Origin of the sequence: Mycobacterium sp., assembly GCF_025933915.1 — a bacterium.
GTDB lineage: Bacteria > Actinomycetota > Actinomycetes > Mycobacteriales > Mycobacteriaceae > Mycobacterium.
Map to the genome: position 1 here is coordinate 1 of NZ_JAICZA010000139.1, position 12,405 is coordinate 12,405.

General features: G+C 66.5%; 7 protein-coding genes. All 7 read right to left on the minus strand.

All coding sequences use genetic code 11. From position 1 onward, the window contains the following. Positions 1-2,388, minus strand: a 2,388-nt coding sequence (locus tag Q0W90_RS18925) for an NAD-glutamate dehydrogenase domain-containing protein (RefSeq protein ID WP_297775816.1), incomplete at its 3' end; no start/stop codon positions are given. Positions 2,389-2,466: 78 nt separating this feature from the next. Beyond that, positions 2,467-4,143 (minus strand): energy-dependent translational throttle protein EttA, encoded by a 1,677-nt coding sequence (gene ettA, locus Q0W90_RS18930; protein ID WP_297592546.1) that lies wholly within the window; start codon positions 4,141-4,143, stop codon positions 2,467-2,469. 255 nt (positions 4,144-4,398) lie between these two features. Continuing rightward, entirely contained in the window at positions 4,399-5,697 is a 1,299-nt protein-coding gene (locus Q0W90_RS18935; protein ID WP_297592544.1) for an RNA-guided endonuclease TnpB family protein, read from the minus strand. 39 nt (positions 5,698-5,736) lie between these two features. Next, positions 5,737-6,219 carry a single-stranded DNA-binding protein gene (locus Q0W90_RS18940; protein WP_297592542.1) on the minus strand — a complete coding sequence of 161 codons (483 nt, stop codon included), beginning with the start codon at positions 6,217-6,219 and terminating at the stop codon, positions 5,737-5,739. A gap of 135 nt (positions 6,220-6,354) precedes the next feature. Beyond that, positions 6,355-8,430 (minus strand): cytochrome c oxidase assembly protein, encoded by a 2,076-nt coding sequence (locus Q0W90_RS18945; RefSeq protein WP_297775819.1) that lies wholly within the window; start codon positions 8,428-8,430, stop codon positions 6,355-6,357. Between the two features lie 29 nt (positions 8,431-8,459). Continuing rightward, positions 8,460-10,814, minus strand: coding sequence for a glycerol-3-phosphate 1-O-acyltransferase (locus Q0W90_RS18950; RefSeq protein ID WP_297775822.1), 2,355 nt, complete (start codon positions 10,812-10,814; stop codon positions 8,460-8,462). Next, positions 10,811-12,405, minus strand: a 1,595-nt coding sequence (locus Q0W90_RS18955) for an HAD-IB family hydrolase/lysophospholipid acyltransferase family protein (RefSeq protein ID WP_297775825.1), incomplete at its 5' end; no start/stop codon positions are given. The genes Q0W90_RS18950 and Q0W90_RS18955, both read right to left, overlap by 4 nt.

A 12,405-nucleotide genomic window follows, 5' to 3' on the forward strand; every position in this document is an offset into this window, starting at 1 on the left:
CAGGTGCACGCCTTCGACCCGGGGCGAATAGACGAAGATCTCGTATTTGGGGCGCGGCAGTGGCAGCTCGTCGACCAGCTGGGCGTCCAGCTTGATGGCCAGCACGTTGCGGGCCCGGGCCGAGCCCTCGTGCGTGACAAAATAATTGGTCCGCAACGTGGCCTGCACCAGCGACGCGAAGGCACGCAGAATGCGGTCGGTGTCCAGACCCACCAGTGCGTCGATGTCGGCGGCGACCGCCGCCGCGGCCCCCTGTGCGTCACGACTCGTCGAGGAGCTTGACGGGTTGGGGTCGAACAGTGCCTCGAACAGCGCGACCAGCGATCGCGCGGTCGAGGGGTGCTCGTTGAGCACCGATTCGATGTAGGACTGGCTGTAGGGGAAGTTGGCCTGCCGCAAGTACTTTGCGTACGCACGCAAGAGCACGACCTGTGGCCATCGCAGCCCCGCGCGCATGACCAGTTCGTTGAAGCGGTCGATCTCGAGGCGTCCCTGCCAGATCGCGGTGACGGCGTCGGCGAATCGCTCGGCCATCTCGTCGCGCTCGGCCTGCGTCGACGCCGACCTGATGGTCGGGTGCGGGGATATCTTGAACTGATAGATCCACACCGGCAGCCCGTCCGACCGGGTGACCGTGAACGGCCGCTCTTCGAGCACCACGACGCCCATGCTCTGCAGCATCGGCAGCAGCTGGCTCAGCGAGGCGGTGCGTCCGCCCATGAACCAGGTCAGCTGGGCGGATCCATTCTCGCCTTCGAGGAACACCAGTTTGACCGAGTTGTCTTGCAGCTCTTTGATGATCGCGATGTGGTCGATGGCGTCGGCCGGTTCGACGGCCTGCTTGTAGACCTCGGGAAGGGCGTCCGCGTAGTACTCCGCGTCGGCGTGCCCGACGGAGCCTTCTGCGGCGGCGGCGATCAGCCGGTCGGTCCAGGTGCGCGCCGCTTCGCTCAGCAGGGCTTGGAGGCGGATCCGGTTGTCCTCGGAGATGTCGACCGGTGCGCCGCCGGGATCATCGGAAGGCAGTCGGACCATGAAATGCATGAGCGCCCACGGTGATTCGCTGACCCGCGCGGTGAATTCCAGTCGCGTGCCGCCGAATTCGTGGACCAGGATGTCTTCGATCTTGAGCCGCACCGCCGTGGTGTAGCGGTCGCGGGGCAGATAAACGAGGCAGGAAACGAAGTACTGGAGGCTGTCGGCGCGCAGGAACAACAACGCGTTTCGTCGCGGTCCCAGATCCACCACGGCTTCGGCCATCGCCAACAACCGTTCGGCACTCAACGTGAACAGCTCCGAGCGCGGAACGGTTTGGATGACATCGAGCAGCAGCTGGCCGGGGTGGATCGGGTCGCTGTCGGCCATCGCCAGGGCCTCGCGGACCCGGCGCGAGATGGTGGGGATTTCCAGGACGTCCGCGTTCATCGCGGCAACCGTGAACAGCCCGACAAAGCGGTGCTCGAGCACCCCGCCGTCGACGTACTCGCGGACGGCGATGGCGTAGGGGTAGGCGCCATACCGTAGATAGCTGCCCACCACCGATTGCGCCAGGACCAGCAGCCTGTCGTCATCGGTGAGCCGGGGGCGGGAACCGGTGCGGGTGCGCAGCACGCCGAGGCCGGGTGTCCCGTCGCCGGAGACCCGGCCGTCGTGCACGTGGCAGCGCTGATAGCCGAGCAGCAGGAAGTTGCCGTTACCCAGCCAGCGCAGCAGGGCCGCAACGTCGTCCCGGTCCGGCGCCGAGAATCGGTCGTCCGGGTTGGCTTCGACCTGTGCGGCCAGATCGTTCAGGACGGCGATCAAGGCGGACGCGTCGCTGGCGACCTGTTGGACGTCGGCCAGCACCCTGGGCAGCAGACGTTCGACCTCGGTGAGGCCCTTGCTGTCGACGGACGGCAGGAGCTGCACATGTATCCACGCCTCGCCGGCGTATTGCGATGCGCCCTTGGACTTCGCCTCGATGCTGACCAGATCTCCGGCGGGATTGCGATGCACGTCGAACACCGGCGTCATGATGGCCGTGTACGGGACACCGAGCCGGTGCAGCAGCACGGTGACAGAGTCCATCAGCATGCCGCCGTGGTCGGTGACGACTTGCAGCGCCGGCCCGAACCCGGCGGGATCCTCCGCCGGGTAGACCGCGACGCGGCTTTCGCCGTCGGGTCGGTGCGCGCCGAGCCGATAGTGCGCGCTCAGCATGGCCGGGGTGACGATCCCCGCCGGGACCGTCAGGTCGATGCGCCCGGTCTCCGCGCCCCCTGATTGGTCGTTATGCGGACCGCGATAGCTCTCCACATAGGCGTTCGAGATCCATCCAGGAATGTCCCGTTGCTGGGTGAAGGTCGTCCATGGCTCGACATCCTGTTTGGCTCCGGGATCGATCGTCATGCCGACTGCTCCCAACTGGCGACGGTTGTCAATGCGCTCAATCGCCCCGTTTCTGCGCGGCGGGGGGCAGAGCCGACATTAGTCGCGCGTCAGCTTGCGGTGGGTCACTCTGTGCGGCCGGGCCGCTTCGGCACCGAGCCGTTCCACCTTGTTTTCCTCGTACGCACCGAAGTTGCCCTCGAACCAGAACCACTTCGCCTCGTTGTCGTCGTCGCCCTCCCAGGCCAGGATGTGCGTGCAGGTGCGGTCGAGGAACCACCGGTCGTGCGAGATCACCACCGCACAGCCCGGGAAATTCACCAGGGCGTTCTCCAGCGAGCTCAGGGTCTCGATATCCAGGTCGTTGGTCGGCTCGTCCAGCAGGATGAGGTTTCCGCCCTGCTTGAGCGTCAGCGCGAGGTTGAGCCTGTTGCGCTCGCCACCGGAGAGCACGCCGGCGGGCTTTTGCTGGTCGGGTCCCTTGAACCCGAACGCCGACACGTAGGCCCGCGACGGCACCTCGGTCTGGCCGACGACGATGTGGTCAAGCCCGTCGGAAACGACTTCCCAGACGTTCTTCTTGGGATCGATGCCGGCACGGGTCTGGTCGACGTAGCTCAGCTTGACGGTCTCGCCGACCTTTACCGTGCCGCTGTCCGGCTGCTCGAGACCGACGATGGTTTTGAACAGCGTGGTCTTGCCGACCCCATTGGGGCCGATGACGCCGACGATGCCGTTGCGCGGCAGGGTGAACGACAGGTCCTTGATCAGCGTTCGGCCGTCGTAGCCCTTGTCGAGATGCTCGACCTCGACCACCACATTGCCCAGTCGCGGACCGACCGGGATCTGGATCTCCTCGAAGTCGAGCTTGCGCGTCTTCTCGGCCTCGGCGGCCATTTCCTCGTAGCGCTGCAGCCGTGCCTTGCTCTTGGCCTGGCGCGCCTTGGCCCCGGAGCGCACCCACGCCAACTCCTCGGTCAACCGCTTCTGCAGTTTGGCGTCCTTACGACCCTGCACCGCCAGCCGTTCGGCCTTCTTCTCCAGGTACGTGGAGTAGTTGCCCTCGTACGGGTAGGCGCGGCCGCGATCCAATTCCAGGATCCATTCGGCGACGTTGTCCAGGAAGTACCGGTCGTGGGTGACGGCCAGGATCGCGCCTGGATAGGAGGCGAGGTGCTGCTCGAGCCACTGCACGCTCTCGGCGTCCAGGTGGTTGGTCGGCTCGTCGAGGAGCAGCAGGTCGGGCTTGGACAGCAGCAGCTTGCACAGCGCCACCCGGCGCCGCTCACCACCGGACAGATTGGTCACCGGGTCGTCGGGCGGCGGGCAGCGCAGCGCGTCCATGGCCTGCTCGAGCTGCGAATCGAGGTCCCACGCGTCGGCGTGGTCGAGTTCCTCCTGCAGCCGACCCATCTCCTCCATCAACTCATCGGAGTAGTCGGTGGCCATCAACTCGGCGACCTCGTTGAAGCGATCGAGCTTGACCTTGATCTCGCCCAGGCCTTCTTCGACGTTGCCGCGGACGGTCTTCTCCTCGTTCAGCGGCGGCTCCTGTAGCAAGATGCCGACGGTCGCGTCGTTGGCCAGGAAGGCATCACCGTTGTTCGGCTTGTCCAGGCCCGCCATGATCCGCAAGACGCTCGACTTGCCGGCGCCGTTGGGGCCGACGACACCGATCTTGGCCCCTGGATAGAAACTCAACGTGACGTCGTCCAGGACCACCTTGTCGCCGTGCGCCTTGCGGACCTTTTTCATCGTGTAGATGAACTCAGCCATGCCGCGGTTATGCCTTTCTGGTTTGCAGAGTGATCTCGCGACCATCCTAAAGCGCGTCCGATGACCACCTTGAGTCACCGGCGCCGCCCCTCTCGGGCGTCGTCTGTTCAAGCCGATACTTCGGCCTGGACATCTGTTCCCGCGTCCCTCGGAAGGGTTTCGCCAACACCCGCGAGGTGTCGGCCAGAGCCTTTCCGTCGGCGGGCCTTTTTAACCGGGGCTCGTGCTTCGGGCTCCCGGACCCGGAATCGGGTATTAGCCACCGACGCGGTCACGCTCCTCACCCCAGGATGCAAGATTGACAGCGGCATTGAGGTCGCGGTCAAGGCGATGTCCCTCAGGACAGGTGAAGAATCGATCCGCCAATGTCAGTTCGTTGTTGCGTGCCTGGCATACCGAACATATCCGGCTCGATGGATACCAGCGATCCGCCACTGCAACCACGCCGTCACGCCAAGCTTGCTTGTAATGGACCAACCTGGCGAACTCCCCCCAAGCGGCATCCGAAATAGCTCTGGCGAGTCGGTGGTTCGCCATCATGCCCGCGATGTTCAGATCTTCGAGGACGAGCCGGTCGTGGGTCTTGACCAACTCGCTGGAGACCTGGTGAAGGAAATGCCGGCGAATGTTGCGGACACGATGGTGATGCCGACGCAGTTTCTCCGCGGCCTCATTGCGGTTCCTCGAGCCCTTTTGTTTGCGTGAGAACGACCTTGCAAGACGGCGCTGGCGTTGGAGGCCGCGGGCTAGTGCCCTTGGCGGATCATTGACGCGCTTAAGCTGACGACCATCGGAGCTCGCCGCAACCAAAAACGCCGACAGCCCTCGATCGACACCGACCCAGCCAGTGTGGTCGTTCGATGGCCTGGCACGGTGACGGCGAGCCGTATGCAGTTCGGCAGCTTCGACATTCAGGCTCACCCACCACCGTCCAGCACGGTAGCTGACGGTAGCGAAACGAACTTTGGCCCGATCTTTAGCAAGCAGACGCCGTAACGGACGTGTGTCATCGTGGACCCGAATAACCCCGAGCCCGGGCACCGTGATAGAGCGAGCATGGCCCTCGCCTACCCGGATTGCCTGCCAAACGCCATTGCGATGCCGGTTGCGCAACCGAAAGGATGGTATGGTGCCGTTCTTCTGCTTGAAGCGAGGAAAGCCGACGCGACGGCCCGTCCGTTTGCCCGTGCGGGAATCCGCCCACGCGGCCAGAGCCCGACCACAGTCAACAGCGGCCTCCTCGAACACCTGTTGACAAACTTCGGTTCGCCAGGCCAATCCGGTAACCCGGATCTCGGTGACTCCGTCCGTATCGACGGCGAACGTCCGGCCCGCCGCGTCGGTCTTCTTCCATGCATTAAATGCGTTGATCAGGTCGAAACCCGACCAAGGGACCACCTTGTCCGGCGCGCTGGTTGGGGCTGACAACGCATCCGTGACCATCCGCAAGCATTGGTTGAACGCGAAGCGTGAGGCGCCCGCATGTCGAACCAAGACGCTCCGCTGTTCGGATGTCGGATCGAGGCAGTAACGGAACGTCGTGTGCCGGGTCATCTTTCACCTTGGATGGTTGCTCGCGGGCTCAGCCCGCAGCTAAGCCGACAGCGTCAGCGGCGCTGCGTCGTCGGACTCGACGCTGCCATCGGCCCCGGCGCCTTCCGCCGCAGCGTCGGGCGCATCCGCTTGGGTTGCGCTGGCGTCGCCGGGAGTCGGACCGGTGTAGCCCGGCTTCTCGATGCGCACGATTGCTCGCGACACATCTGGTCCGACCGACGTCGCACGCATCTCCAGCGACGAGCGGCGGTTGCCGTCGCGGTCCTCGTACTCGCTGGTGTACACATGGCCCACCACGATCACTGGTGCGCCCTTGCCCAATGCGGCGCCCACGCCGGTCACCAACTTGCCCCAGCAGTTGACGTTGATGAACAGTGAGTTGCCCGGCTCCCAGCCGCCGTCGGACGTGCGCCGCCGGGAATTGCTGGCGACGCGAAACTTGATGACCTCCTGGGTGCCGACCTGTCGGCGCTCGGGGTTGTTGACGATGTGGCCGACGACGGTAAGCGGTGTCTCGAACATTGGCTGATCCCTTCTCGATTGCTTTCTGGCTATGGCTGCCAGTAAGCCCGGCGGTACCGACGGCTCGACGGCGAACGAGCGCCGGCCCACCAGCCTTGTGGACGAAACCGCCACTGTGGATCGATCCGCCTACACCTAGTCGGCTGAGGACTCCTCGCGCGGCGTATCGCGCAGCGGTCCCGACGTCTCGCGCTGCGCCAGCTGGCTGAGCATCGCGTTGTAGGCCGCCAGCTCGGCGTCATCGTCGCGGTCGGCGGCGCGGTCCAGCCGTTTGGCGGTGCGACGGTCACTGCGTGCCCACTGCACGATGAGCGCGAGCAGCACGATCACCAACGGGAATTCCCCCGCCGACCAGGCGATACCCCCGCCCAGCCGCTGATCGCCCAACAGATCGGTGTGCCAGCTCAGGCCCAGCGAGCGGTAATAGTCGGCGCCGAGAACCTTCTTGGTGCCCATCAACACCACCCCGAAGAAGGCGTGCAGCGGCAAGGAGGCGAACACCACGGCGACCTTGGCCAGCGGCGGAATGGGTCGCGGCGTCGGGTCCACTCCGATCACCACCCAATAGAACAGGTAGCCGCTCAACAGGAAGTGCACGTTCATCGCCAGATGTCCGGCGTGGCTGCTCGCGGTGGTGTCGAAAAGGTTGGACAGATACAGCCCGTAGAACCCGGCGACGAACAGCACCGTGGCCACGACCGGGTTGGTGAGGAACCGCGAGAAGCGGCTGTGCAGCGCGGTCAACAGCCACTCCCGCATGCCCGGCGGATCGTGACGTCCGGCCGCCGGCAGCGCCCGCAACGCCAGGGTGACCGGGGCGCCCAGCGCCAACAGAATGGGCACCAGCATCGACAGGCACATGTGAACCACCATGTGCATGCTGAACATCGCCGGCATGTAGCGGCCGACACCCGAGGACGTCACGAACAGCAACGCCAGGCAGCCGAGCAGCCAGGAAAGGGTCCGGCCCGGCGGCCACTCGTCGCCGCGGCGACGCAGTCGCACCACACCCGCCACATACAGCGCGGCCAAGACGATGGCCGCGGTGCCGAAGATCAGGTCGAAGCGCCAATCGAACAGGATGCGCGCCACGGTCGGCGGCCCGTCGAAGCCGTAACCGATCTCCGCTTCGGCAACCGACGGCAGCCGGGCCGGGGGCGGTGGCGGCGCGGTGCGGCTCAGCCCGACGGCGACGCCGAAGGTGAGCCCGAAGAGGGCGGCCTCGATGAGCGCCAGGCGGATCAGCGCGCCGCGTGCCCCCGTGCGGCCCGGATCTGCTTGCAGCGCAGCCACACTCACGCGCCGCTGGCGCCAGCCGACGCCGCCCAGCAGGCACAGCGCGACGAACTTGGCGACCACCAGACGCCCATAGCCGGTGGTGAGCAGGTCGGTCGGATGGACGCGCACCAGGGCGTTGACCAGCCCACTCAAGGCCATCGCGACCCAACACCACAGCGCGATCGACGAGAACCGCCGCGCCGCCAGGCCCGTGTGGTCACCGCCGCGCAGGGCGTGGGCGAGCAGGGCGAGCAGGCCGCCGGCCCACAGGCTGGCGGCGACCAGGTGGATCAGCAGGCCGTTGGTGGCCAGGTCGTGCGAACCGCCGGCCGACGAATGCCCGGTCAGGCCGAGCGGAATCAGCGTCACCACCGACGCGGCGAGCAGCACCGGCGTCCAGGACCAGCGCAGCACCGACAGGCTCGCCACCGTGATCACCGCGGCCAGGATCGCGGTCCAGCGCCAGGCCGAGGCAGTGCTGATCAGACTCGCCAACGACCACATCCGCAGCGGGCTGAGGTCGGCGACGGGGTGACCGGACACGTCGGAGATGGTCAGCGGGACCAGCAGGGCGGCGCACACCGCCCACACCCCCGACGCCGCCGTCCCCAGCCGCAGCGCGCGGTAGCCGTCGGCGTCGAGGACGCCGCCGCGTTGCGGCGGCACCAAAAAAGCGGCGAACAGGAACGACCCGACCGCGAGCACCGCGGCGATCTCGCCCGCCGCCCGAACGAACGGCAACCCCAGCGTGGTCACCCGACCCGGATCGGGCAGACCGGTCGCGGTCAACGCGCTTGCCAGCGAGAGCGTCCCGATTCCGGCGGCCGTGCAGCCGGCCAGCACCGCGACACCGGCCAGTACGGGCCAGACCAGCGCGCGGCGCTGGGGTGCGGCCTCGGCCGGGGCCTTGCCGGCCGGCGGGGCGACGGTCATACATCCAGGGTATTGGCGGGCGGCACCGGCTACCGAGCCTGGCTGTCCAGACGGTCCTGACGCGCCTTGAACTCGCGGGCCAGGAACTGATCCCGCGCGATCCGTCCGACGTAGTTGAAGTCCTGCAGGAGGTCGCGCAGTTCGTGCAGGAAGGCGGTTCGCCGGTCGGCCAGGTCCGAGGCGGGCGCGATCAGGTCCTGGTCGTCGACGACCTGGCGCGCGGTGGCGAACAACAGCGTCGACACCGACTCGCTGCTGCGGACCCGGGTCTGTGCCACATACTGCCGGCCGACGCCCAACGCCAAGTCGGTCAGTTCCTTGTGGCCGATGTCCGCCGGGGCGCCGCGCAACACGTCGGCGACGATCTCATAGGCCTCGAAGAACACCCGCAACATCGCTTCCGCCATCAACGGACGCTTGGCGAACAGCAGCGCGTCGATCTCCTGGCCGCCGGCGGCGACGTGGGCTTCCCAATCGTGGTGCCACGCCATCTCTTCGGCGATGTTGTCCCGGAAGGTCGCCGAGTCCGCGAAGTAGAAATCGAATTTCAGCAGATCGCGCAGCCGCATCGCCTGGGCCCAGAACGCCTCCATGCGGTCTCCGTCGGCGTTCCTGGCGTGCGCCAGCGCAAGCTCGACGATCGAGGTCTCCAGAAAGGCGTGGATCACCGAGTTGCGGTAGAACGCCGCGGCGTGCTGCTCGTCGGGCGCGATCCGCCACACCGGCTCCCGGCCGCCGTCGACCCGGGTGATGGGGTGCCCGCTGGACAGCGCGTCGACCGCCGCGCGAACGCCGTCGTGTGAGCGCAGCCGCAGCGCACTGGTCGACATCGGATTCTGTTTGCGTTCCAGGTAGTCCAGCGAGTCCTGCAGCGTGTGATGCAGCTGGCTCAGCGTCAACGCCGCGCCGCGCGTGGTCAGCAGCAAGGCGCACACCAGGCCCGTCGCCGTCACCGGCGTCGCCTGCAGGATCCGCCATGCGACCTCGAAGGACATCTTCTGCAGCGCAAGCCGTTTGGCGTCCGGGTCCGGCGTCACCGCGACGTGCGGGGCACCGAGGTACTGGCGCATCGACACGGCCTCGGGAAATCGGACGTAGATCTTGCCGTAGTTGCGTTCGCCCTGCGCCCTGATGAAGTTGTACAACCAGCCGACGCCTTCGGGCGTCTTCTCCCCGCCGCGGGCGTAGGCGGCGTACTCGGCGGTCTCGTGCAGCTGGTCGAAGCTGATCGAAACCGGTTGCAGCAGAATGTCTTCACTGCGGCCGTCCAGATATGCGTCGGCAACATAGGCCAACAGACCGAGCTTGGGCGGCAGCATCTTTCCGGTGCGCGAGCGGGTGCCTTCGATGGACCAGCTCAGGTTGAACCGCTTCTCGACGATGTAGCCGACGTATTCGCGAAGGACGTACTTGTAGAGCTGATCGTTGCCGATGTTGCGGCGGATGAAGATGACACCGGAACGCCGTAGCAACGGGCCCATCGCCCCGAACGACAGGTTGATGCCGGCGAACACGTGCACCGGCGGCAACCGGTTCTCCTGCATCGCCACCGGCACCACCGCGCCGTCGATGTAGGACCGGTGCGAAAACAACAGCACCGCCGGGTGGGCTTCCAGACCGGTGCGCATCGCCGCGACCTGATAGCCGTCGTAGTCGATCTCTGGATCGAACCCGCGGCTGAGCATCCTGCCGAGCACCCCGACGAGGTCGACCGATGCCCTGCTCCACCCGGTGGCGAGTTCGTCGAGCATCTTTCCGGCCTCATCGACGGTCGCGTCCGGGATCTTCGCCAGGCCGGCGCGAAACCGGTTGGACGCCAAGATCTCCGGCTTCACCAGCCGTGGCGACTTGTAGTGAGGCCCGAGGATTCGGTATTCGACGCGTTCCATCGCCAAGATCGCGCGGCGGATCACGAATTGGGCGAAATCGCTTTTGTCGTCGCCGACGGTGGTGTCGCGCCACTGCCGGCGCAGCTCGGAAACCGTGGCCGATTCGCCGGCCACCACCCGCGCCCGCCGCGGAGCGCCGCGCAGGATCTGCGTTTGCAGGCGTTGGCTGGGATGGTAGGGATCCCGGCCGGGCAAAAGCCCGGCCAGCTTCGCGAGCCGCCCGCGATCCGGCGGGGGCAGCCAGAACACCCGCACCGGCACGATCGAGCGATCTTCTCCAGAGTCGAGCTGCTCCGCCAGGGATGTCATCGCTTCCGGCGAAGCGTCGAGTGCCGGCAGTTTGACCAGGTCGAAGTTCGCGCCCGGGTGGCCGGCACGCTGTTGATCCAGCCACGTCGTGACCAGTTCCATCTCGACCGGAGAGGCCATCGACGCCAATACCAGCGAGTCTGTTCCAGCAAGGATCGCGCTGGTATCGGCCGCCGGTTTGGTCACGGATGCCCTCGGGGCGGCGATTCCGGTGATTCGGCGCCGACGGTTCCGTCCGCGGCGGGCTGTTGCACCTCACCGTCTTTGAGAGCAACCTCGGATGCGTTCGGATTCGCCTTGGGCGCAGCCTTTTTCGGGCGGGCCTTGCTCGCCGATTTGGCCGGAGTCTTTTTCGCCGCCGCTTTCTTGGCGGTGGCTTTGGGGGTCCGGCCGCGGGCTTTGGCGGCCGCTTTCTTTTCGGCGTAGAGGTCGGCCTGCGGCAGTTCGTCGAGCCCTTTAGCGGGCCAGTTGGCGAGCGTGTCCAGATACAGCTGGCGCACCTCGGCGATGCGCTCGGGCAGCGTGTCAAGCGTCCAGTCCTGCACCGCGATCGGCGGGAAGACCGCGACGTCGACGGTGCCCGGGTTGATGACTGTCGAGTTCCTGGCGGCGACGAGCTCGGCGTTGCGGATCACGATCGGGACGATGGGGATGCCCGCGGCTATCGCGATCCGGAACGGCCCCTTCTTGAAGGGGCCGACTTCGGTGGTGTCGACCCGGGTGCCCTCCGGGGCGATCACGATCGAAAGCCCCTTGCGCGCGCGGTCTTCGACCGCGTGCAGCGTCTCCACCGCGGCGGCCGGATCGTCGCGGTCGATGAACACGCCGTCCAGCAGCTTGCCGAGCGTGCCCATGATGGGGTCTTTCTCCAGCTCCTTCTTGCCCACACCAACCCAGTTGTCGCGCACCAGAGCACCGGCGATGACGGGGTCAACTTGGTTGCGGTGGTTGAAGATAAAGACCGCTGGGCGTTGCGCGGTCAGATTCTCCTTGCCGATGACGTTGAGTTGCACTCCGGCGATCGCCAGCGACAGCTGGGAGAAGTTGGAGGTGAAGAAGTTGACGCCGCGCCTGCGGTTGCGGGTCAGCACACCGACACCCACCGCGCCGGCCGCGACGGGGAACATGGATCCGAAGCCGGCGAGCGTGCGCAACTGGCGCCGCAGGCCCACGGGACCGCGGCTGCTGAACCTCAGAACCGGCCAGCCGCGGCGCTTGGCCACCGCAGCCATCTTGCCTTCGGGATTCGTCGGCCGCGGATTGCCGACCAGGTACATCAGGGCGACGTCCTCGTCACCGTCGGCATAGAAGTAGCTGTCCTTGAGATCGATGCCGTGTTCGGCGGCGAAGCGTTGCACCGCAGCCGCTTTGCCCGGACCCCACAGGATCGGCTTCTCGACGCCACCGGTGAGCATGCCGTCGTCGTTGGTCTCGAATTTGTTGGTGAGCGTGTTGGGGATCCCGAGGAACCGCGCGACCGGGTTGACCTGGATGGTCAGCGCCGACGAGCTGAGCACCACGGTGTGGCCGCGGGCCATGTGAGCGCGCACCAGCTCGCGCATCTCCGGGTAGATCCGGGACTCGATCCGCTGGATGAACAGCCGCTCACCGATTTCGTCCAAGTCGTCGAGCAGCCGCCCGGTCAACGCCGCGGCGGCCTTGCCGATGAGGTCCTCGAATTCGATGCGCCCCAGGGTGTGGCTGAGGCCGGCCTGGACCATGCCGAGCAACTCCCCCACGCCCATGTCGCGGCGCAGCAGCCGCTCCTGGGTCAGGA

Excerpts from the sequence above, each read along its gene's own strand:
- Q0W90_RS18935 (WP_297592544.1), bottom strand. The coding sequence starts at position 5,697 with ATGACCCGGCACACGACGTTCCGTTACTGCCTCGATCCGACATCCGAA.
- ettA (WP_297592546.1), bottom strand. The coding sequence starts at position 4,143 with ATGGCTGAGTTCATCTACACGATGAAAAAGGTCCGCAAGGCGCACGGC.
- Q0W90_RS18940 (WP_297592542.1), bottom strand. The coding sequence starts at position 6,219 with ATGTTCGAGACACCGCTTACCGTCGTCGGCCACATCGTCAACAACCCC.
- Q0W90_RS18945 (WP_297775819.1), bottom strand. The coding sequence starts at position 8,430 with ATGACCGTCGCCCCGCCGGCCGGCAAGGCCCCGGCCGAGGCCGCACCC.